Here is a 22,344-nt window from a genome sequence, read left to right on the forward strand (position 1 = left end):
CGGTGGCGCCGGGGTACACCGTGGATTCGTACACCACGATGGCGCCCTTCTTCATGTACTTGCCGACGCTCTCGCTCGACTTGACCAGCGGGGTGAAGTCGGGCTGGTGGGCCTCGTCCACCGGGGTGGGCACGGCGACGATGATGAAGTCGGCCTCGGCGATGATCTGCGGGTCGGTGCTGCAGGTGAGGTGCACCGCGGCCTTCAGGTCTTCCGTGCTCACCTCCCCGGTCGGGTCGACGTGGCGGGCGTAGGCGTCCACCTTCTCCTGGTGCAGGTCGAAACCGACGGTCTTCACTTTCTTGCCGAACTCGACGGCGAGGGGCAGGCCTACGTAGCCGAGGCCGATGACTGCGATGGTGCTCATTTCGATGTTCCTAAGTCAGTTTCAGTAAACCAGTATCCCGCTCAAGTGCAGAGGCGCCCGAGGGAATGATCCCCCTCGGAGGCCGCCCGCACCGTGATGCACTCCCCCTAGGATCAGAGGGAAGCGCGGACTTTGTCGATTTCCGCACGCAGGGGCGAGTTTTCCGGCGCCTGCTTCTGCGCCTCCTCCAGCTCCTTGCGTGCCCCGTCCTTGTCGCCCGTCTTCGCCAGGCCCCGGGCCAGGTTCAGGCGCAGCTGCGGCAGCTTGGGCCCCAGGCTGACGGCCTTGCGCAGGTTTTCCACCCCCTTGGCGGCGTCGCCGTTGTCGAGCAACAGGGTGCCGTAGGTATCCAGCACCACCGGGCTGTTGGGCGCCAGCGCCAGCGCCTGCTTGGCGACGTCGAGCGCGCCCTTGTCGTTGAGCTTGCCGAGGGCCCAGGCCAGATTGTTGAGCAGCATCGGGTTCTTGGGCGCGAACTCGAGCATCTGCCGGTACTGCTGCGCGGCCTGATCGTACTTCTGCTCGGCAAGGCTGCGCTCCGCGAGGAAGCTCCGGACCACCAGATCCTTCGGGTTGGCCTTGACCCACTCGGCGACGCCCTTCGCCGCCTCCTGGGACTGGCCGGCCGCGCTGCGGGCGGCATACAGCCGGATCACCGACTGGGCGCTCTTGTCACGCTTGAAGGCCTCCTCGAAGAGCGGCACCGCGTCGGCCTTCTTGCCTTGCGCGAGCAGGGCCTCACCTTCGAGGATGTAGCCGATGGCCGCATCCTTGCGTTGTTTCTGGACATCGCGCGCCACGGCCACCGCCGCATCGCCGCGCTTGTTGTTGATCATCAGCGAGATCAGGCGCTGCTGGGCCTCAACGGCATCCGGCTTGACCACCAGGGCCTTGCGCAGGCTGTTCTCGGCCGCGCTCAGATCCTTGGCCGCCATCTGCAGATCGGCCTGGGCGATCAGCGGCACCGGCGAATTGGGCATGCGGGTGGCGAGCTTTTCGTAGGTGCTCAGGGCCTGCTGCATTTCGCCGGCGGCCACCTGGGCCCGGCCGAGCAGGTCGAGGACAGCCGGATCGTCCGGGGCCGAAGCCGACGCCTCCTGGGCCAGCAGCAGCGCGCGCTTGGTGTCACCACCCTGCGCCAGCATGCGGACCAGGGCCATGCGGATCGGCAGCGCGGTGGGGTCGGCCGCGAGGCCACGATCGAGCACTGCCTGGATGTCCTTGGCCGGCGTGCCGGTCATCGCCAGAAGCTCTGCGTACTGCAGGTAAGCTTGAGAGCTCTTGGGGTTCTTGGCAAGAAAATCATCGTAACGTTTACGCGCCGCATCGACCTGCTTCTCGCCCACGTCCAGCCGGGCAAGGTTGCTGAGGGCCGGCAGGAAATCCGGCTTCAGCTCGAGGGCCTTCTCGAAGGCCTTGCGGGCCCCGGCCGGATCCTTGCTGGCGATGAGCACGCCCCCCTTCATGTTGAAGGTGACCGGGTCGTTGGGGCGCTTCTTCTCGAGGGTCTGCACCGACGCCATGGCCTTCGCCACCTCGTTGCGGCGCAGGTGGGCCATGATCAGCGTGATGTCGGGCTGGATGTTGTCGGCATCGAGGGCCGAAGCGGCTTCGAGATCCTGGAAGGCCTGCTCGACCTCACCGCCGGCCAGCCGGGAAACCCCCAGCCGGGTGCGCAGCTGGGCGTTCTTCGGATCGGCCGCGCTGGCCCGGCCGAAATACTCCTCGGAGCGTGCAAAGTCGCCATTGATCGCGTAGACCTGGCCCGCGAGGTTCAGCAGGGCCACGTCGTCGGTGCGCTCCTTGAGGAGCGGCTGCAGGGCCTCGAGGGCGCGGGCGGATTCGCGCTGCCCCACATACACCGACACCAGCAGGCGCTGGGCCTGGCGCATGTTGGGCACCCGCTCGAGCACCTTCTTGATGTTCTGCTGGGCCTGGACGAAATCCTGGCGCTGCAGTTGCAGCGTCGCCGCCAGCATGAGCGCCGGGACGTAATCGGGCGCCGCGCGCAGGACCTGCTGGACAGCCTCGTAGGCCTCCTCGAGCTTGTTGTTGCGGACGTGGATGTAAGCCTGCAGGTACACCGCCAGCGGGTGGTTGTTGAGGGCCTTGCGCATCGCCGCGACCTTGGCCTGGGCCACGTCGAGCTTGTTGTTGCGCAGCAGCACCGAGATCATGTTCTGGTAGGCCACGATGTCGCTGGGGCGCTCGGCCACCACGGCCTCGTAGGCACCCACGGACTCCTCGTCGCGGTTGAGGGCGATGAGCAGGTCGCCCCGCAGCAGGTTGGCTTCGGGCAGCTTCGGGGCGCTCTTGAGCACCGCCTCGATGTCGGCCAGGGCCGCCTTCAGGTCACCCCCGGAGGCGGCCAGGCGGATCTGGGCGGTGCGCGCCAGCGGAAAGCCCGGCGAGATCTGGAGGGCTTCGGCGAAGGCCGCGCTGGCCTCTTCCCGCTTGCCTTTCAGCAGGGCCGCGTGGCCCTCGTAGGTCTTGAGCGCGGCCTTGGCTTCGGGCTGGGTCAGGGTGACGTTGGCGAACTGGGTGGCGAGCTTGTCGCCCTGACCGGCGAGGAGCAGGGTCTGGGCCAGCAGCGGCACCACCTGGTCGGGGGCATAGCCCGCCTCGAAGGCCCGCGTGAGCTCCTTCTCGGCGCCCAGGTAGTCGCCCTGTTCGACATAGATCTTGCCGAGCAGGAAGCGCGCCTCGCCGAGGCTGGCGTCTTTTTGCAGCGCGTTCTTGAGCTGGATCGTCGCAGCGGAGCGGTCGTTCTTGGCGATGTAGTCCTTGGCGGAGGCGATCATCGCTTCCGGCTTCTCGCCACATGCCGTAAGAAGCAAGGCACAAAGGGCGCTGAGGGCGACGTTGCGCACGCGGCTGGGCGTCAATTTGGCTCGCATCTGCATCATTCCTTGATTCACGTTGAAGTTTCTTTCTTAAGTCCGAAGCGATTCATCAGATCGTAGAGCGTGGGGCGGCTGATGCCGAGCACCTCGGCGGCCCGCGCCACATTGCCGTTCACCCGGGCGATGACCCGGACCACGGCGCGCCGCTCGGCCTCTTCGCGCACGACCCGCAGGTTGAGGGCTTCGAGCTCGTCGTCGGGATTGACATCCAGGCCGACGTCCTCCGCGGTGATGCAGTTGCCCTCGGCCATGATGACCGCACGCTTGATGGCGTTTTCGAGTTCGCGGATGTTGCCCGGCCAGCGGTGGGACTCGATGCTCTGCACCGCGTCGTCGGTGAGGGTCATGGAGCCGCGGCCGTGATCGTTGGCAAAGCGCTGGACGAAGGCATGGGCCAGCAGCACCGCATCGCCGTCCCGGTCGCGCAGCGCGGGGATGTCGACGACGATCTCGGCCAGGCGGTAGTAAAGGTCTTCGCGGAAGCGCCCGGCCTGGATGAGGCCCTTCACGTCCTGGTGGGTGGCGCAGACGATGCGCACATCGACGGGGATCTCCTCGCGCCCGCCGATCCGCTCGATCACCCGCTCTTGCAGGAAGCGCAGCAACTTGGCCTGCAGGGGCATCGGCAGGTCGCCGATTTCATCGAGGAACAGGGTGCCCTTGTTGGCCACCTCGATCTTGCCCAGCGTCTGCTTGACGGCGCCGGTGAAGGCACCCTTCTCGTAGCCGAAGAGCTCGCTCTCGAGGAGGTTCTCGGGGATCGCCGCGCAGTTGATGGCGACGAAGCGCTCGTTGCGGCGGGGCGACAGCTCGTGCAGGCCGCGGGCCAGGACTTCCTTGCCGGTACCGCTCTCGCCGAGCAGCATCGCGGTCACGTTGGCCGAGGCAACCCGCTCGATCAGGCGGCACACCTTGAGCATGCCGGCGTCCCGGGTGATGAGGCCGGACAGGGCGCTGCCCTGCTGGATCTTGAGGCGGCGGTTGTCCTGCTGCAGGTCGTAGAGCCGCAGCGCCCGGTCGAGGGTCAGGGCGAGCAGGTCGGGCTCGAAGGGCTTGGCGAAGAAGTCGTAGGCGCCCATGCCCACCGCGCGCACGGCGTTCTCGCGATCGTGCTGGCCGGTCAGCACGACGACCTTCGTGTCGGGCGCGAGGGCCAGGATCTCGCCGAGCAGCCGGAAGCCTTCGGTGACGTCGTCCGGCGCGGGCGGCAGGCCGAGGTCCATCGTCACGACGGCCGGCTCATGGCGCCGCAGCTGGGCGATCGCCTCTTCCCGGTTGCTGGCAACCACCGTCTCGTACTGGTCGAAGGCCCAGCGCATCTGCTTCTGCAGCGCTGGATCGTCCTCGACGATCAGCAAAGTCCTGCGTTTTTCACTCATATGACCTAGACTGCTTGTACCGTCCCGCCGGCACTGGGAGCCGAGGCGGCAGTGGGAAGAGAAATTTCGAAGCGGGTACCGACGCCGACTTCGCTGTGCACCGCTATGGTGCCACCGAGCTCATGAACATATTGCTGTGCCTCGTAGGCCCCGATCCCCATCCCGCTCGCCTTGGTTGTCTGGAAGGGCTTGAAAAGCTGGTCCCGGACGAATGCGGAGGACATGCCGGAGCCGGTATCCTGAACCGTGATGCATGCCACATTACCCTCGCGGGATAGCACCACCAGCACACTACCATGCTCGGAAGTAGCGTCCAGTGCATTTTGCACGATATGTCCAAGGATGCGCTCGAGTCTTTCGCCATGGGCCAGCACGGCCACTTCGGGCGCACCGTCGCGCAGCACCGGGCGGGGATGTGCCAGACGCTTCGACTGCACGATGCGCTCCAGCAGGGGCCTGAGCTGCACCGGCTTGCGCTGGTTGATCGGGGTCTTCTCCATCAGCTGCGCCATCAGGCCGCGCATGCGCTCCTCCACGTGGCGAACGGTGTCGAGCATGTCCGCCTGGAACTCGGGGTTGTCCTTGTGGCGCTCGGCGTTGCGCAGCATCAGCGACAACTGGGCCACCAGGTTCTTGAGGTCATGGACCACGAAGGCCGACATGCGGTTGAAGGCGTCGAACTTGCGCACCTCCAGCAGGGCCTCGGTGGCCTGCATGCGGGCGAAGTAGCTGGCTGCCTGGCGGCCGGCCATCTTGAGCAGGTCGAGCACCTCCCAGTTCACGTCCACCGGCGCGCGGGGCGTGAGCAGCACCACGAAACCCACCAGCACCCCGGACGAGATCAGCGGCACGATGAGCCACATGTCGGAGATCTCCTCGGCCCAGGCCGGCGCCTCGAACTGGTGGCCGGGGGCGTAGGCGCCGCGCAGCTCCTCGAAATTGACGACCCACTCCCGCTCCAGCAGGTAGCGGCAGAACGGCGAGCCTTCCTGCTCCTGCACCCCGGAGGACGGCATGTTGAGGCGGGCCTGCTGGCTGTAGGTGCCGTTCACATCCCGCAGCCACACGCCGCCGCCGGGACTCTCGACCAGGTCGGCCAGGGCCTTGACCACCGACTCGCCGAGACTCAGGCCGTCGCCCGCCACCGACAGCGCCTGGGTCACACCCAGCCACTCGGTGCGGTAATCGTAGCGGTAGGCGAAGAAGTTCTTGGCCAGGAATACCTTCAGGCGCGCCCGGAAGGCCCCGGAGAACAGCATCACCCCCAGGAACAGGGCCCCGCCGAAGAGCAGCGCGAGCTGCAGGGCCTCGCCCCACTCGCCGCCGAAATAGCGCATGTAGTAGCCGGCGCCCGCAATCAGCAGCAGGAACAGGCCCGACACCGCGAGGGCCGTGGAGTGGAACACCACATTGCGCGACACCGAGATCCGGATCGTCCACTCGGGATTCCGCGACGCCGAGACGGCGACCAGCGGCAGCGCGAGGGTGTGGGCAAAGCCGCGCACGCTCCAGATCACCGGATGGATGCGGCCGAACAGGAGCATCTCGGAGAACAGGTAGACGTCGAACGCGAACAGGCCGACGAGGGCCAGCGTCAGCGGCCGCACCCCCCAGCGGGAGCGTTCGGGCACCGAGCGGTAGAAGAGCTCCAGCAGGACCAGCCCGAACACCGCCGACATCAGCGAGGTGGCCGCCCAGGTTCGCATCGGGGTGCCGCCGAAGGTGATCCCGAGATTGAAGCAGGCCACGCCGATCGCGCCGCAGGTGATCACCGCCAGCGCGCCGGGCTTGGGCCAGCCCGGCAGCCCATCCTGCGCGTCGCCGCTGCCGGGCTGGTAGAGCATGGCGATCAGGAAGCCGAACCAGGCCGCCATGCGCAGCACGTCGAGGAGGTTGCCCAGCTGGAACAGCCACACCCAGCCCGACAGGGAAAACGCCCAGTTGGCACCGGCCCACACGGCGCTGGCCATCACCACGCCCAGCAGGAACGCCCCGCGACGCCCCCGCCGCCACGCCATCCCGAGATAGAGGCCGAAAAGCGCGTGCAGCGTCGCCGCGAAAGCATAGCTCCACGCGGAAACTTGAGAAAGGACGGGTTCCATCGGGCCTCAACAAAAAAGACGCTCCCGGATCTGGGGAGCGTCTGGACTCGATCCTCGGGACGGGCGGCTGGCTGGTTCGCTCAGTGAGCGCCGTCACCCGTCAGTACGACACGGACCGTCTCGAAGAGCACCACCGTATCGAGGAACAGGGTGTGATTCTTTACGTAGTAGAGATCGTACTGCAGCTTGTTGATGGCGTCGTCCACCGACGAGCCATACTGGTAGCGCACCTGGGCCCAGCCCGTCACGCCGGGCTTGACGCAGTGGCGGACGGCATAGAACGGGATGTCGCGGGTCAGCTGGTCGACGAAGAAGGGCCGCTCGGGGCGCGGGCCGACGAGGCTCATCTCGCCCTTCAGCACGTTGAAGAGCTGCGGCAGCTCGTCGATGCGGACCTTGCGGATGAAGCGCCCGACGCGGGTGACCCGGTCGTCGTTGGCGGACGCCCAGCGGGGCTTGCCGTCGCGCTCGGCGTCGCGGCGCATGCTGCGGAACTTGATCACCTTGAACAGGCGGCCACCCTGGCCGACCCGCTCCTGGCGGTAGAAGACGGGCGCGCCGTCCTCGAGCACGATGAGCAGCGCGGCGAGGAGCATCACCGGCGTGGCCAGCACCAGCAGCACGAAGGACGCCACCAGGTCGAACACCCGCTTGACCAGCGCCCGGCTCAGGCCCTGGCGGAAACCTTCGCCGTAGATCAGCCAGCTGGCGCGCAGCGAGTCGATGCGGACCTGGCCGCGCACGCGCTCGAAGAAGCTGGAGAGGTCGAGCACCTTGATGCCCGCCATCTTGCAGTCGAGCAGCTCCCGCAGGGGGATCGCCCCGCCCCGGCGCTCCTTGACGGCGACGATGATCTCATTGACGCGCAGGTGGTTGGCGGCCGCCAGCAGGCTGCCGTCGAAACGGATCACCTGCTTCGGGTCGACCCGCACCTCGTCGCAGGAGCCGGACGGCATGAAGCCGACCACCTGCAGACTGGAATTTTCGGAATGGGACAGCGCGTGCTCGACCGCCGCGGCGTCCGCGCCGGTCCCGATGACCATGATTCTTTTCACAAACAAACCTGCCCCCGTACGCCGCATCGTGAACCCGCGCACCGCAACCACCAGTCCAAGAAGAGCGATCACGTTCAACTCGAGCGCCTCGTGGGCAAACTGACCCCAAGGCAGAACCCGGAATATACCGTAGGCGACCGGCACGCTGAGCGCGATCGACACTCCGACACGCATCAGGGTCTGGCGAAAATCCCTGCCATCCCCCGGACGATACAGCCCGAGAGCCCCGTTGAGGATCATCATCGTCAGCGCGAAGATGAATGCCGAAGGCACCACGGATGCCACCAGCGCGCCATCGAGGCGAGCCTGCAGCACGAAGGCAGCCACGACCGCAACGAACAGCAGCAGGGCATCGAACACCAGCTGATGGATGGTCGTGGAAGGTACGTAATGGTTGAATAGTTTCAGCATCATTAGCCTCGATCGCTCTTTCAAGGCCACCGCCCGAAAAAAATGAGAGCAGCCTTCAAAACGAACTGGTACAGCACACTCAAAGACTGCCCGACATTATCCGCGACGACACCCCCGCCACGCTGCGCATTTCGTTGTGCAAAGTTGCAAAATGCGTGAAAAAATGTGTGATACCACGATAGCGCCAACCGCCTGACGTGCCTGTGATTCCCGTCACAGGAAAATTACATAAAATACGGGCCCCGGCAGAGAAACCGACGGCCCGTAACCCCCGTCACGCCGCCCTTCCGGAGCGCCTTGCGGATCGGCGCTTCACCTACCAGGGAAACCGGCAGATCCTTGCCAGAAACATAAAACGCACTTCCAGCCGGCCCTCCTGCAAGCAAGCATGACGTCGCCCGAATTATAACCGCATAGACTCCGGCGTGGCATGGGCCGGTGATGCCAGCGGGGCATCTACAGCTCGACCTGGGTACCAAACTCCACGACCCGGTTGGCCGGGATCGAAAAGAACTCCGCCGCGCTGTGGGCATTGCGGAACATGACGATGAAGAGCCGCTCCCGCCACACGGCGAGGGGCGATCCCTTGCGCGGGATGAGGGTCTCGCGGCCGAGGAAGAACGACGACTCCATCAGCTCGAAGCCGAGCCCCTGGGGGGCGCACAGGGCCAGCGCCGCCGGGATGTCCGGGTCGTCCTTGAAGCCGTAGCGGACGAACACCCGGAAGAAGCCGAACTCCAGCGCCTCCACCCTGACCCGCTCCGCCGGGCTCACGTAGGGCACGTCCTCGGTGAGCACATTGACCAGCACCACCCGCTCGTGCAGCACCTTGTTGTGGAGCAGGTTGTGGAGCAGCGCCCGCGGCACGCCGTCCGGGTCGGTGGTCATGAAGATGCCGGTGCCGGACACCCGCACCGGCGGGTCGTAATGGAGCGACTGGATCAGCAGCTTCAGCGGGATAGTGTCGAGGGCCATCCGCCGGGCGAGGGCCTCGCGGCCGGTCTTCCAGGTCATCAGCAGGGTGTGCACGCCGAGCCCGAGGGCCAGCGGAAACCAGCCGCCGTCGAGGATCTTCACGCTGTTGGCGCTGAAGAACGCAAAATCGACCGCGAAGAACAGCACGACGAAGGCCAGCGCCGGCCCGAGCCGCCAGCGCCACAGCGCCCGCACCACCACGAAGGCCAGCACCGTGTCGATCATCATCGTCAGCGTCACCGCGATGCCGTAGGCCGAGGCCAGCGCGCTCGACGAGCGGAAACCGATGACCAGCGCCACCACCGCCCCCAGCAGCATCCAGTTGACGTTGGGCACGTAGATCTGCCCGACCTCCCGCTCGGAGGTGTGGATCACATGCACCCGGGGGCAGTAGCCCAGCTGCACCGCCTGCTTGGTGAGGGAGAAGGCTCCCGAGATCACCGCCTGGGAGGCGATGATGGTGGCCAGCGTCGCCAGGCCGACCATCGGGTAGAGCAATGGCTCGGGCACCAGCAGGTAGAACGGGTTCTTCACCGCCGCCGGGTCGGCGATGATCAGCGCTCCCTGACCGAGGTAATTGAGGTAAAGGGCCGGAAACACGTAAGCGAACCACGCCAGCTTGATCGGCCGCCGGCCGAAGTGGCCCATGTCGGCGTACAGCGCCTCGCCGCCGGTGATCGCCAGCACCACCGCCCCCAGGGCCAGGAAGCCGTGCCAGCGGTTGGCGGCGAAGAAGTTGAGCGCATGGACGGGGTTGATGGCCTGCAGCACGTCCGGGTGGCGGGCCACGTTGATGGCGCCCAGCACGCCGAGGGTCGTGAACCAGAACAGCATCACCGGCCCGAAGACGGCGCCCACCTGGGCCGTGCCGCTGCGCTGGATCAGGAACAGCCCGACCAGCACCACCAGGGACGTCGGCAGCACGTAGGGCCGGAAGGCCGGCGCGGCCACCTCCAGCCCCTCGACGGCCGACAGCACCGAAATCGCCGGGGTGATCACCCCGTCGCCGTAGAACAGCGCCGCCCCGAACAGCCCCAGCGCAGCCATGCCCCGGGCCAGCAGGGGCGACGTGGTGCTGCGCAGCGCGAGGGAGGTCAGGGCCATGATGCCGCCCTCCCCCCGGTTGTCGGCGCGCATGATGAACAGCACGTACTTGAGCGACACCACGATGGTCAGCGCCCAGAACACCAGCGACAGCACGCCCAGCACGTTGTCCGGCGTCACCGGCACCCCGTGGGGGCCGCCGAAGACCTCCTTCATCGTGTAGAGCGGGCTCGTGCCGATGTCGCCGAACACCACGCCCATCGCCGCCAGCGCCACCGGCGCGAGGGGTGCGGAGGCCGCCCGCCCGTCGGCGCTCATCCCCGCCCCCGGATGGACATGAAACACGCTCCCCGGGCCGACGCAGCACGATCGCGGCTGATTCGCATCTTTCCCCCCAATGCCGCCCGGCGGGAATTCGCCGGGCTCCGTTGCACGCCCGCAGGCGCCGTGCACAGTATCGCCGGCGGATACTACCGCATTGCAACATGAGCAGGAAAACAGATCCGGGCGCCACCGCCTGCCGGTGCGGAGCCCAGAAACGGGCGAGCCGCCGCGGCCGACGGCTGCGGCCCGGCTTCGTCCGCCCGAAGCCCACGGAGCGGCGCTACTCCTTGATGCCCAGCCGTTCGAGCCGGTAGCGCAGCGAGCGGAAGGTCACCCCCAGCGCCCGCGCCGCCGCGGTGCGGTTGCCGCCGGTCTTTTCGAGGGCTTCCTCGATCACGTGGCGCTCCACCCGGTCGAGGTAGTCCTGCAGCGGCGCGCCGCCCGGCGTCTCGGGCTCGATGGGGCTCGTGTCGCCGATGTCGGCGGGGTCGAGGAGCAGGTCGTCAGCCTCGATGACGTCGCCGCTGCACAGCGCCAGCGCCCGCTCGAGGACGTTCTCGAGCTCACGCACGTTGCCCGGAAAGGCATAGGCCCTGAGCGCGTTCAAGGCCCCCTCGCTGAGCCGCGCCACCGCAACGCCGGAGGCGTCGGCCAGGCGGGCCAGCAGCACCTGGGCCAGGTGCGGGATGTCTTCGCTGCGCTCCCGCAGGGCCGGCATGCGCAGCTCGATCACGTTGAGGCGGTAGAACAGGTCCTGGCGGAAGCGCGCCGCCTCGACCATCGCCTTCAGGTTCTGGTGGGTGGCGCTGAGGATGCGCACGTCCACCGCCGTCTCCGCGGTGTCGCCGAGGCGGCGGAACTTCTTCTCCTGGATCACCCGCAGCAGCTTGACCTGCATCGACAGGGGCAGGTCGCCCACCTCGTCGAGGAACAGGGTGCCCCCGTGGGCCGCCTGGAAGAAACCCTCGCGGTCGGCGTCGGCGCCGGTGAAGGCCCCCTTGCGGGCGCCGAAGAACTCGCTCTCCATGAGGTTCTCGGGGATCGCGCCGCAGTTGACCGCCACGAAGGGCCCGCCGCCCCGGGGGCCCAGCTCGTGGATCATCCGCGCGGCCCGCTCCTTGCCGCTGCCCGACTCGCCGGAGATGAAGACCGGCGCCTGGCTGCGGGCCAGCTTTTCGATCAGGGCCCGCACCTGCACCATCGCCGCCGAGTCGCCGATCAGGCTGGAGCTGTCCTTGCGGCCCGGCTCGGCATCCACCGGGCTCACCGAGAAAACCGACTTCACCAGCGCCCGCAGCTGCTCGATGGAGACCGGCTTGGAGAGGTAGTCGAAGGCGCCGGCCTTGAGGGCCGTCACCGCATTGTCCATGCTGCCGAAGGCGGTGATCACCGCCACCGGCAGGTCGCGCACGTTGTCGGAGATGTAGCGGACGAGCTCCAGGCCGTCGCCGTCGGGCAGGCGCATGTCGGTGAGACACAGGCGGTAACGCTTCTCGCCGAGCAGGCGGCGTGCCTCGGCCAGGCTGGCCGCCCCGTCGCTGGCGAGGCCCAGGCGCAACAGGGAGAGCTCGAGGAGCTCGCGGATGTCGTCCTCGTCGTCGACGATGAGCACATCCGGCCCGCCCGAACGGGCACGCCTTTCAGTCTGAGTCATGGCTTGACACGTCCGATGAGTCGGAAATGGGCACCGGACAATGCGGCCGGCTCGTCGGCGCACAGTTCGAGCGTGGCGCCGTTTGCCTCGGCCAGTTCCCGGGAAATGTACAACCCGAGCCCGGTCCCTTTCGAATGGGTGGTGAAAAAGGGTTCGAAGACCTGGGCCCGCAGCGTGTCGGGCACGCCCGGGCCATCGTCGAACACATCGAGCGCCACGCGACCGTCATCCCGCAGCGTAGCGCCGATTTGTACCGCAGCCGGCCCTTTGCTGCAATGCCTGAACGCATTGGCGACCAGATTCGAGAGGATCTGGCGCATGTGGGTGCGGTCGAAGGCCATCTCGAGGCCGGGCAGCACGCGATTCACCACCACCCCCTGGACATCCGGGCCCTTGCCGAGCTCGAACTCCTCGAGGAAGTCGCCCACGAAGTCCGCCAGGGGCAGCACCTCGCGCACCGCCTCGTCGCGGCGCCCGAGGGCCAGCACGTCGCCCACCAGGTTGTCGATGCGCTGGGCGTTGTTGCCGATGATGCGCACCAGCCGGGCCTGCATCTCGCTGCGCTTCTCGTCGAGGAGCAACTCGGCCGCGTGGGACACCGACGCCAGCGGGTTGCGGATCTCGTGGGCGATGCTGGCGGTGAGGCGCCCCAGGGCCGCCAGCTTGACCTGCTGGACCTGGCTGTGGATGCGGTCGAGGTCTTCGAGGTACACCAGCGTCTCGCAGGCCTCGCCGGCCTTCAGGAAGCGCGCCAGCAGCATCGTGCCGCTGCCCTCGGCGCGCAGGCTGTGGCTGGAGCTCCCCCGCGTGCCGCACGCCTGCAGGGTGCGGGCCAGGGCCGGCGCGTAGGCCGACAGCGGGCCGCCCTCGCGCAGGCCGGTGCCCAGCAGCACCGCCGCCCGCGGGTTGAACTGGCGCACCCGGCCGTCCTCGCCGACCACCAGCACGCCGTCCTGCATGTCCTGGATGATCTGCCGGTTGAGCCGCAGCTGGCTGGCCAGGTCGAGGCCGCGCTGGCGCGCCAGCCGCTCGTTGGCGGCCGCCCGCAGGGCCAGCAGCCGGGCCACCTCGGCGATCGCGAAGAAGCCGATGCAGGTGACCCCGACGGTGAAGAAATCCACCGTCGGCCGCCCCCACAGCATGGCGAAGATGTTTTCGAGCAGCACGGCCACCGTCGCGTAGGCCGCATAGAACAGCACCATCCGCCCCTCGCCCACCAGGCCGGCGCCGGCCAGGGCGATCAGGATGAGGATGGGGATGCCGCTGCGGTAGCCGCCGCTGCTCCACATGATCACGGTGAGCAGCGTGACATCCACCAGCACCTGCACGGTGACCAGCCGGCGCAGGCCGAGCAGGCGCGCGCTGTCGGGGAAGCCCAGCGCCAGCACCGCCGCCACGTAGAGGAAGGAGGTCGCGACGAAGAGGGTCGGCCAATCGCTGCCCAGCTGCAGCGAACGCCCCGCCACCAGGAACATCCCGGCAACGACCAGCCGGAACAGATTGAGATAGCGCAGGGGTTGCCGGAGGGTCAGCGCCTCGTCGAGGTCGCTGTCCGGCGGCCGCGCCGCCAGCCCCCTCACCGGCGCGGACCGAGGCGCCGATGTTCCTCGGAACAGAAGAAGCCGCCGGCCCCCCGCACGCCCTCGCTCTCCGGCACGTGCAGGCCGCAGTGGGCGCAGGGCACCATCTGCTCGATCTCGCCGCAGGCCTCGGCCCGCGACGGCTCCGGCGCGCCCGGCTGCGGCGTGGCCGTCGGCTTGTGCCCCCCGCGCAGGGCGCGCCGGACGTAGAACAGACCGATCAGGAAGAGGATGAACAGGGCGATATTGCGCACGGCCGGGGCTCCAGGGATGGCCGTCGAGTTTAGCAGAAGCGCCGCAGGCGCTCGAAAGCCGCCGCCAGGGTGTCCTCACGCTTGGCGAAGCAGAAGCGGATCACCTTCTCGTCGCGCCCGTCGCCGAAGAAGGCCGACAGCGGGATCGCCGCCACGCCCACCTCGCGGGTCAGCCAGTCGACGAACGCGGTGTCGGGCTGATCGGAGATCGCCGCGTAGCGGGCGGTCTGGAAATACGTACCGGCGCAGGGCAGCAGCTCGAAGCGCGTGCCGGCGAGACCCGCCCGGAAGAAATCCCGCTTCTGCTGGTAGAAGGCCGCCAGCCCCAGGTGGCGCGAGGCATCGCCCATGTAGTCGGCCAGGGCCAGCTGCACCGGCGTATTGACCGTGAACACATTGAACTGGTGCACCTTGCGGAACTCCGCCATCAGCTCCCGCGGCGCCAGCACGTAGCCCACCTTCCAGCCGGTCACGTGGTAGGTCTTGCCGAAGCTCGACACGATCACGCTGCGCGCCGCCAGCTCGGGCACGCGGGCCACGCTCTGGTGGAGCTGGCCGTCGAAGACGATGTGCTCATACACCTCGTCGGCCACCACCACGATGCCGGTGCCGCGGGTGATCGCCGCCAGCTCGGCCAGATCGGCGGCGGTCCACACGGTGCCGGTGGGGTTGTGGGGGGTGTTGATCATGATCATCCGGGTGCGCGGCGTCACCAGCGCCCGCACCGCCTGCCAGTCGGGCCGGTAGTCCGGCGCCGACAGGCGGGCCCGGCGCACGATGCCGCCCTGCAGCTCGATCGCCGGCACATAGGAGTCATACACCGGCTCGAAGACGATCACCTCGTCGCCCGGATGCACCAGCGCCGCCACCGCGGTGAACAGGGCCTGGGTCGCCCCGGCGGTCACCGTCACCTCGTGCTCGGGGTCGTAGGCGGCGCCGTAGAGGGCCTCCACCTTGGCGACGATCGCCGCCCGCAGGGCCGGCACGCCGGCCATCGGCGCGTACTGGTTGTGGCCGGCCCGCATCCAGTGGGCGACGCGCTCGAAGAGCACGTCCTCGGCGCTGAAATCAGGAAAACCCTGGGACAGGTTGATCGCCCCGCACTCCTGGGCCAGGCGCGACATGATCGTGAAGATGGTGGTGCCCACGGCCGGCAGGCGGGACGCGATGGGGGCAGGAAAATGGGGCATGACGGACACTCCGGGGATGGCCTGCGGATTCTGTCAGATGCCGCCCGGCGGGGCCAGCCGGGCGCAGTGCCCAGGCCCCGCGGCAGCCGCTACAATCACGCCCTTCGCCCGACAGGACCCGACCGTGCCCGACACCTGCCCCACCCTGCGCCGCGACGGCGACCAGCTCGTCATCCTCGACCAGACCCGGCTGCCCTGGCGCGAAACCTTCGTGCGCCTCGACAGCCTCGAGGCCGCCGCCGCCGCGATCCGCGACATGCAGGTGCGCGGCGCCCCGCTGATCGGCGCCACCGCCGCCTTCGGCATCGCCCTGGCCCTGCGCCACGACGGCTCCGACGCCGCGCTGGCGGCCGGCGACGCCTGCCTGCGGGCAACCCGCCCGACCGCGGTCAACCTCCACTGGGCCCTCGACCGCATGCAGGCCGCCCTGCGTGACCTGCCCGCCAGCGAGCGCGGCGCCGCCGCCTGGGCCGCCGCCGAGGCCATCCGCGCCGGCGACGCCGCCGCCAACGCCGCCATCGGCCGCCACGGCCTCGCGCTGCTGGAGGCCCTCGCCGCCGGCCGCGGGCGCCCGCTGCAGCTGATGACCCACTGCAACGCCGGCTGGCTCGCCACCTGCGGCCACGGCACCGCCCTCGCCCCGATCTACGCCGCCCACGCCGCAGGGCTCGACATCCACGTGTGGGTCAGCGAAACCCGGCCGCGCAACCAGGGCCTCCTCACCGCGTGGGAACTCGCCCGCGCCGGTGTGCCCCACACCCTCGTCGCCGACAACGCCGCTGGCTGGCTGATGGCCGAGGGGCGGGTGGATTGCGTCATCGTCGGCGCCGACCGCATCGCCGCCAACGGCGACACCGCCAACAAGGTCGGCACCTACCTCAAGGCCCTCGCCGCCCGTGCCCACGAGGTGCCCTTCTACATTGCCGCGCCGCGCTCGACCATTGACTTCGGCTGCCCGAACGGTGCCGCGATCCCCATCGAAGAACGCAGCGCCGACGAGGTCCGCATCGTCACCGGCCTCACCGACGACGGCGACAGCGCCCACGTGCATCTGGCCGGCGCCGGCACGGCGGCGTGCAACCCGGCCTTCGACGTGACCCCCGCCGGCCTCATCCGCGGCATCATCACCGAGGCCGGCAGCCTGCCGCCCGACGGCCTGGCCGCCCTCGCCGAGCGCTGAGCGGAGCCCCCATGCACGACACCGAACTCCGCGCGCAACTCCTCGCCACCGCCCGCGGGATGGCCGCCAGCGGCCTCAACAAGGGCACCGCCGGCAACGCCAGCGTGCGCTGCGCGGGCGGCCTGCTGATCACCCCCAGCGGCCGCCCCTACGAAGACTGCCGTCCCGAAGACATGGCCCTGATGACCATGGACGGCAGCTGGCAAGGGCCCTTCTCCCCCTCCAGCGAGTGGCGCATCCACCGGGACATCCTGGCCGCCCGCCCCGAAGCCGGCGCCGTGCTGCACGCCCACTCGCCCTTCGCCACCGCGCTGGCCTGCCACCGGCGCGGCATCCCTGCCTTCCACTACATGATCGCCCGCTTCGGCGGCAGCGACATCCGTTGCGCCCCCTACGCCACCTTCGGCACCCAGGCCCTCTCCGACGGCGCCCTGGCGGCCCTCGAAGGCCGCGGCGCCTGCCTGCTGGCCAACCACGGCATGCTCGTGCTCGGCCCCGACCTGCCCCGCACCCTGGCCCTCGCGCTCGAGTTCGAGACCCTCTGCGAGCAATACTGGCGCGCCCTCCAGCTGGGCGAACCGAGCCTCCTGTCGGCGGCCGAGATGGCCGAGGTGATCACCCGCTTCAAGACCTACGGCAGACCGCAGCCGACCGGCGCCTCCGATGCAGCCCCCCACGCCGGATCGGCCTGAGCGCCCCGCCGTGGCCCAGCGCCTGCCCGGGCGCCTGGGGCTGCTGGTGGCGGCCTGCGTGCTCGCCTTCGCCGCCGCCAGCCACGGGCCCGGGCTCAGCCCCGCCGCCGGCGCCGGGCTGCTGGCGCTGGCGGCCTTCGCCGGGCTCGTCGCCCACCGCCTGACGGCGCGCCTCTGCCACGCCGGCCCCTGCCCGGCGGAGGCCGGGCAGCCCCTGCACCGCCTCGCCCAGGCGGTCGAGCGGAGCCCCTCAATGCTCCTCATCACCGGCCCGGACGGCCGCATCGAATACGCCAGCCCGAGCTTCTGCCGTTGCGCCGGACGCCTGGCCGACGAACTCGCCGGCACCCGGCCGGAGCTGCTCGACCGGGCCGGCCAGCCCATCGACTACCGCCCGGAACAGGCCGGGGCCCTCGCCGCCCAGCGCGAGTGGAAGCGGGAATGCCAGCTCCAGCGCGCCCCCCTCAGCCCCCTGTGGGTGGGCATCTCGGTCAGCCGGCTGGAGGCCGCCGGCACCGATCCAACCCACATCAGCCACTGCCTGTGGGTCATCGAGGAGGTCGCCGTCCAGCGCCAGAGCCTCGACACCCTGCGCGAGGCCAAGCGCCTCGCCGAGGAGGCCGCCGAGGCCAAGACGCGCTTCCTGGCCAACATCAGCCACGAGATCCGCACCCCGCTGAACGCCATCCTGGGGCTCGCCAAGCTCAGCCTCGACGCCGGGCCGGCTCCGGGTCAGCGGGACTACCTCGAAAAGATCCAGGCCGCCGCCGGCAGCCTGATGGGCCTGGTGGACGACATCCTCGACTGCACCCGCATCGAAGCCGGCCAGCTCGGCATCGGCGCCACCCCCTTCTCTCCCGGCGAGGTGCTCGCACGGATCATCGCGACGATCGCCCCCCGGGCCCGGGAGAAGGGCCTCGCCTTCCACGCGACCGTGCCTCCCGGGCTGCCGCAGCTCGTCGGCGACCCGCAGCGCCTCGGGCAGGTGCTGGCCAAGCTGCTGGGCAACGCGGTGAAGTTCACCGCACAGGGCGAGATCCGGCTCGAGGTGGAAACCCGCCCGGCCGACACCGGCCGGCTGGCCCTCTGCTTCACCGTCGACGACACCGGCATCGGCATGGACACCCGCCAGAGCGCGGGCCTCTTCGAGGCCTTCGCCCAGGGCGACAGCTCGATGACCCGGCGCTTCGGCGGCGCGGGCCTGGGGCTCCCGATCTCGCGCCACCTGGTCGAGCAGATGGGCGGCCACCTCGACGTGCACAGCGCACCCGGCCAGGGCAGCCGCTTCCGCTTCACCCTCGGCTTCGACCTCGCCGAGCCGGCGCCGGCCAGCGCGCCCCCGCCCGCCGGCCCGACGCCGCTGGCCGGCCTGCGCATCCTGCTGGTCGAAGACAACGACATCAACCAGCTCATCGCCCGGGGCCTGCTCGAACAGCAGGGCGCCGCCGTGCAGGTGGCCGACAACGGGCGCCTCGCCGTCGCCATGCTGCAGGCCGGCGCCCCCGACGCCTTCGACCTGGTCCTGATGGACCTCCAGATGCCCGAGATGGACGGCCTCGAGGCCACCCGCCACATCCGCCGCGACGCCCGCCTGGCGCGGCTGCCCGTCATCGCCATGACCGCCCACGCGATGGCCGGGCAGCGCCGGCAGTGCAGCGAGGCCGGCATGGACGACCACATCGCCAAGCCCGTCCTCCCGCAGCAGCTCGCCGAGACGATCCTGCGCCACGTCCGCCCGCGCGCCCAGCCGGGCACGCCACCCGCCAGCCCGGCGGACGACAGCCCGCCGCCCCCTCCGGCCCCGGCCGGCCTCCCCCGCGTCGACGGGCTCGACACCGAGGGCGGCCTGCGCCGGTGCAGCGGCAACACCGCGCTCTACCTGCGCCTGCTGGGCCGCTTCGCCGACAGCCACGCCGGCGCGCTGGCCGACATCGACGCGGCCATCGCCGAAGGCCGCCACGCCGACGCCGAGCGGCACGCCCACACCCTCCACGGCGCCGCCGCCAACCTCGGCGCCGAAGCCCTGCGCCTGGCCGCCCGCAGCCTCGAAACCGCCCTGCGGAACGGCCAGCCGTGGGCCGACGCCCGCGACCGGATGGCCCGGGAATGCGAGGCCCTGGGCCGGGCGCTCGCAAGCGTGCTGCCGCCGCCCGCCGCGCCCGCCGCGGCGGACATGCCCGACGCCGCCGCCTTCGACGAAGCCCTCGCCCGGCTGGTCCACCTGCTCGCCACCGCCGACGGCACCGCCCCGGAAGCCTTCCGTCGCCTGCGCCCCGCGCTGACCGCCCATTTTGGGTTGTCAAATGTCACAAAATTATCCGATGCACTTGATCAATACGACTATGATCAAGCGCTCACATGCCTCAATGTTCGGAAGCCGCCGTCATCGCCGCTTTCCACGGATCAGCCGTAATGCACTCACCAGACAGCCATCGCCCGCTCATCCTCGTCGTCGATGATGCGCCGGAGTCCATCGAGCCCATCGTCAACTGCCTGCACAACGCAGACTTCCGCACCCGCATCGCCACCCGCGGCGAGCGGGCGCTGCAGCTGGCGGCCAGCACACCGATGCCCGACCTGATCCTGCTCGACGTCACGATGCCCGACCTGGACGGCTACGAAGTCTGCCGCCGGCTCATGAACAACCCGGCCACCGCCAGCATTCCGGTGATCTTCCTGTCGATCCGCAACGACGAGCTCGACGAGCAGCGCGGCTTCGACGCCGGCGCGGTGGACTACATCACCAAGCCGATCAGCCCGCCGCTGGTGCTCACCCGGATCCGCAACCACCTCACGCTGAAGGCCGCCAGCGATTTCCTGCGCGACCGCAACGCCTACCTCGAGCACGAAGTCACCCGCCGCACCCGCGAGCTGGCGCTGCTCCAGGACGCCACCATCGTCGCCATGGGCTCCCTCGCCGAGAGCCGCGACAACGAGACCACCAACCACATCCGGCGCACCCAGCTCTACCTGCGCACCCTGGCCCGCCACCTGCAGCCCCACCCCCGCTTCGCCGCCGAGCTGACCGACGCCAACATCGACCTGATGTACAAGTCGGCCCCGCTCCACGACATCGGCAAGGTCGGCGTGCCCGACCGCATCCTGCTCAAGCCCGGCGAACTCACCCCGGCCGAGTTCGAGATCATGAAGCGCCACACCACCCTCGGCCGCGACGCCATCAACAAGGCCGAGACCCTGTTCGGCGTGTCGTCGAGCTTCCTGCGCTTCGCCAAGGAGATCGCCTACTCCCACCAGGAGAAGTGGGACGGCAGCGGCTACCCCCAGGGCCTCTCCGGCGAGCGCATCCCGGTGTCGGCGCGCCTGATGGCGGTGGCCGACACCTACGACGGCCTCATCAGCCAGCGCATCTACAAAAAGGCCCACAGCCACGAGGAGGCCGTCGCCCTCATCGAGGCCCGGCGCGGCACCGATTTCGACCCGGACATCGTGGACGCCTTCGTCGCGGTGCAGGCCGACCTCCAGGCCATCGCCCGGCGCTTCGCCGACGCCGAGATCGACGAGGCCGCCGAAGCCGAGCGCCTGCGGCTGATCCTCGGCTGAACACCCACTGCGCCGTCATCGGCGCGCGCGGCTCAAGAACGACCTGCGTCACCCGTTAAAGGGTATGCGGATGGGGTCTCCCCTACGCTTCCACCCGAGACCCCGACCCAGGAGAGCCGATGATACGCAGCCCGACACCTGCACGGGTGTTCGACGCCTTGCGCCGCCATGGGCTCACGCTGCTGGTGCCGGGCAGCGTCCTTGCCGTCACCTTCATCGGCTACCACGACAAACTGCACAAGGAAGAAGCCCACCGGCAGCACGTCTTCCAGGCGGAAGCGCGGGCCCAGGTGGGCCACCTCCGCGAACGGGTCGGCAGCCTGCTCCAGGAAGCCGAGCTGCTGCGCAGCCTGCCCCTGGAAGCCCCCGCCGGCTGGCCAGGGCGGCTGCGCGCGATCCTGGCCCGCTACCCCGAGGCCCTGCGCGCCGGCATCCTCCGGCCGGCCCCCGACGGGCGTGTCGCCCTGCTCGCCGCTGAAGCGGCCGGCGACCGGTCCGGGCCACCCGAGGCCCCGCCGCAGCTGCTGCGCGGCCTCCTGCCGGCCGCCGTCGGCGAGCCCATGGCCAGCCTCCCTTACCCCGTGCAGGGCAGGCCCGGCCTTCAGGCCCTGCTGATCGTGAGCCCCCTGCCCCGCGCCGGTAATCCGCCGCCGGGCGACCTGGCCTTCATCGAGATCGTCGTGGACGAGCTGCTCCACCACGGCTTCGCCCCCGACGAAGGGCTCGGCGGCCCCCGCCTGGCCGTCGAGGTGCTCGACACCACCGACGACCCCCACCCCATCTTCGCGAGCCCGCCGTCACAGGCCGCCGACGCGGCCGCCGGCCGGCGCCTGGGCAGCTATGTGGATGGACTCCCCGTCGCCCAGCGCCACTGGCTGGTCCTCGTCAGCCCCGGCGACCCGCGGCCCCCGGCGCTGCTCGAGACCGGCTCGGGGCGCTGGCTGGTCGGCGGGCTGCTGATCGCCCTGCTGGCCGTCGGGGGCCACCACACCCTGCAGAGCCGCGCCGCGGCGGTGCGCCGCACCGTGGCCGAAAAGACCCAGGCCCTGGCCGAGGCCAACGAAGCCCTCGGCCGCTACGTCGCCGCGCTGGCCGAGACCAACCAGCACCTCGCCCGGGAAGTCGAGGAGCACTCCTGCGCCGAAGCCCGGCTGCGCGAGACCACCAGCCTGCAGCGGGCCATCCTCGACTGCGCCGAATACGCGGTGATCTACACCGACGCGACGGGCATCATCCGGGTGATGAACCCCGCCGCCGAGCGCCTCTTCGGCTACCCGGCCGACACGCTGGTCGGCAAGGCCACCCCGCGGATCCTCCACACCGGCGAACAGGCGGCCCGCTGGACGCTCTCCGGCACCACCATCGGCGTGCTCTCGCTGCCCCCCGGCACCGAGAGCCAGACCGCCGAGGTCACCATGCGCCGCCGCGACGGCAGCCTGTTCCCGGCCAGCCTGTCCCTCTCCATCGTGCGCGAAAGCCAGGGTCAGATCCGCGGCTACCTGGGCATCATCGCCGACATCACCCAGCGCCTCGACGCCGAGAACCGGATCCGCCAGCTCGCCCACTACGACAACCTCACCGCGCTGCCCAACCGCAGCCTGCTCAAGCGCCACCTCGGGGAAGTCATCGCCAGCGCCGAGGCCGAGGCGCACCGGGTCGCGGTGCTGGTCACC

Annotated in this window: 15 protein-coding genes; 5 read left to right on the forward strand and 10 right to left on the reverse strand. The window is 69.7% G+C overall.

The genetic code is table 11. The annotated features are described in order from the left end of the window. The 10 genes from ACE3OU_RS07945 to ACE3OU_RS07990 form a co-directional block, all read right to left on the reverse strand. The coding region (locus ACE3OU_RS07945) for an NAD(P)-binding domain-containing protein (protein ID WP_374241013.1) at window positions 1-367 on the reverse strand (367 nt) is incomplete at its 3' end. 113 nt (window positions 368-480) lie between these two features. Then, the gene (prsT, locus tag ACE3OU_RS07950; RefSeq protein ID WP_374241014.1) at window positions 481-3,264 is read right to left on the reverse strand and encodes an XrtA/PEP-CTERM system TPR-repeat protein PrsT; all 2,784 of its coding nucleotides are present in this window, start codon (window positions 3,262-3,264) and stop codon (window positions 481-483) included. A 17-nt stretch (window positions 3,265-3,281) separates the two neighbouring features. After that, window positions 3,282-4,649 carry a PEP-CTERM-box response regulator transcription factor gene (prsR, locus tag ACE3OU_RS07955; protein ID WP_374241015.1) on the reverse strand — a complete coding sequence of 456 codons (1,368 nt, stop codon included), beginning with the start codon at window positions 4,647-4,649 and terminating at the stop codon, window positions 3,282-3,284. A gap of 5 nt (window positions 4,650-4,654) precedes the next feature. Further along, window positions 4,655-6,751 (reverse strand): XrtA/PEP-CTERM system histidine kinase PrsK, encoded by a 2,097-nt coding sequence (prsK, locus tag ACE3OU_RS07960; RefSeq protein ID WP_374241016.1) that lies wholly within the window; start codon window positions 6,749-6,751, stop codon window positions 4,655-4,657. An 80-nt stretch (window positions 6,752-6,831) separates the two neighbouring features. Further along, a complete protein-coding gene (locus tag ACE3OU_RS07965; RefSeq protein WP_374241017.1) occupies window positions 6,832-8,217 on the reverse strand; it encodes a TIGR03013 family XrtA/PEP-CTERM system glycosyltransferase in 1,386 nt (461 codons plus the stop codon). 456 nt (window positions 8,218-8,673) lie between these two features. Next, window positions 8,674-10,554 carry a potassium transporter Kup gene (locus ACE3OU_RS07970; protein ID WP_374241018.1) on the reverse strand — a complete coding sequence of 627 codons (1,881 nt, stop codon included), beginning with the start codon at window positions 10,552-10,554 and terminating at the stop codon, window positions 8,674-8,676. A 286-nt stretch (window positions 10,555-10,840) separates the two neighbouring features. Further along, window positions 10,841-12,214: a sigma-54-dependent transcriptional regulator gene (locus ACE3OU_RS07975; protein WP_374241019.1), complete on the reverse strand. Its 1,374-nt coding sequence runs from the start codon at window positions 12,212-12,214 to the stop codon at window positions 10,841-10,843. Further along, window positions 12,211-13,794, reverse strand: coding sequence for a PAS domain-containing sensor histidine kinase (locus ACE3OU_RS07980; RefSeq protein ID WP_374241020.1), 1,584 nt, complete (start codon window positions 13,792-13,794; stop codon window positions 12,211-12,213). Before ACE3OU_RS07980 ends, ACE3OU_RS07975 begins: the two co-directional genes overlap by 4 nt. After that, on the reverse strand, window positions 13,791-14,048 hold the full coding sequence (locus ACE3OU_RS07985) for a PP0621 family protein (protein WP_374241021.1): 258 nt from the start codon (window positions 14,046-14,048) through the stop codon (window positions 13,791-13,793). Before ACE3OU_RS07985 ends, ACE3OU_RS07980 begins: the two co-directional genes overlap by 4 nt. A 29-nt stretch (window positions 14,049-14,077) precedes the next feature. Further along, window positions 14,078-15,238, reverse strand: a complete 1,161-nt coding sequence (locus ACE3OU_RS07990) for a pyridoxal phosphate-dependent aminotransferase (RefSeq protein WP_374241022.1) — start codon at window positions 15,236-15,238, stop codon at window positions 14,078-14,080. A gap of 124 nt (window positions 15,239-15,362) precedes the next feature. On the opposite strand from ACE3OU_RS07990, the gene mtnA reads away from it, so the two are divergent. The 5 genes from mtnA to ACE3OU_RS08015 all read left to right on the forward strand — a co-directional run. Continuing rightward, window positions 15,363-16,418 (forward strand): S-methyl-5-thioribose-1-phosphate isomerase, encoded by a 1,056-nt coding sequence (gene mtnA / locus ACE3OU_RS07995; RefSeq protein ID WP_374241023.1) that lies wholly within the window; start codon window positions 15,363-15,365, stop codon window positions 16,416-16,418. An 11-nt stretch (window positions 16,419-16,429) separates the two neighbouring features. Beyond that, complete coding sequence (locus ACE3OU_RS08000; RefSeq protein WP_374241024.1) at window positions 16,430-17,110, forward strand: class II aldolase/adducin family protein; 681 nt, start codon at window positions 16,430-16,432, stop codon at window positions 17,108-17,110. 10 nt (window positions 17,111-17,120) lie between these two features. Beyond that, window positions 17,121-19,523 carry a response regulator gene (locus ACE3OU_RS08005; RefSeq protein ID WP_374241025.1) on the forward strand — a complete coding sequence of 801 codons (2,403 nt, stop codon included), beginning with the start codon at window positions 17,121-17,123 and terminating at the stop codon, window positions 19,521-19,523. Continuing rightward, window positions 19,523-20,671 carry an HD-GYP domain-containing protein gene (locus ACE3OU_RS08010; RefSeq protein ID WP_374241026.1) on the forward strand — a complete coding sequence of 383 codons (1,149 nt, stop codon included), beginning with the start codon at window positions 19,523-19,525 and terminating at the stop codon, window positions 20,669-20,671. The genes ACE3OU_RS08005 and ACE3OU_RS08010 overlap by 1 nt, the downstream gene beginning before the upstream one ends. Before the next feature lie 119 nt (window positions 20,672-20,790). Continuing rightward, window positions 20,791-22,344 (forward strand): PAS domain S-box protein (locus tag ACE3OU_RS08015; protein ID WP_374241027.1); only part of this gene is annotated, 1,554 nt, incomplete at its 3' end.

The organism is Zoogloea sp. (genome assembly GCF_041908905.1).
GTDB lineage: Bacteria > Pseudomonadota > Gammaproteobacteria > Burkholderiales > Rhodocyclaceae > Zoogloea.

Coding starts and splice junctions, on each gene's coding strand:
- ACE3OU_RS07990 (WP_374241022.1), bottom strand. CDS start 15,238: ATGCCCCATTTTCCTGCCCCCATCGCGTCCCGCCTGCCGGCCGTGGGC.
- ACE3OU_RS08010 (WP_374241026.1), top strand. CDS start 19,523: ATGCACTCACCAGACAGCCATCGCCCGCTCATCCTCGTCGTCGATGAT.
- ACE3OU_RS08000 (WP_374241024.1), top strand. CDS start 16,430: ATGCACGACACCGAACTCCGCGCGCAACTCCTCGCCACCGCCCGCGGG.
- prsK (WP_374241016.1), bottom strand. CDS start 6,751: ATGGAACCCGTCCTTTCTCAAGTTTCCGCGTGGAGCTATGCTTTCGCG.
- prsT (WP_374241014.1), bottom strand. CDS start 3,264: ATGCGAGCCAAATTGACGCCCAGCCGCGTGCGCAACGTCGCCCTCAGC.
- ACE3OU_RS07970 (WP_374241018.1), bottom strand. CDS start 10,554: ATGAGCGCCGACGGGCGGGCGGCCTCCGCACCCCTCGCGCCGGTGGCG.
- prsR (WP_374241015.1), bottom strand. CDS start 4,649: ATGAGTGAAAAACGCAGGACTTTGCTGATCGTCGAGGACGATCCAGCG.
- ACE3OU_RS07975 (WP_374241019.1), bottom strand. CDS start 12,214: ATGACTCAGACTGAAAGGCGTGCCCGTTCGGGCGGGCCGGATGTGCTC.
- ACE3OU_RS07965 (WP_374241017.1), bottom strand. CDS start 8,217: ATGCTGAAACTATTCAACCATTACGTACCTTCCACGACCATCCATCAG.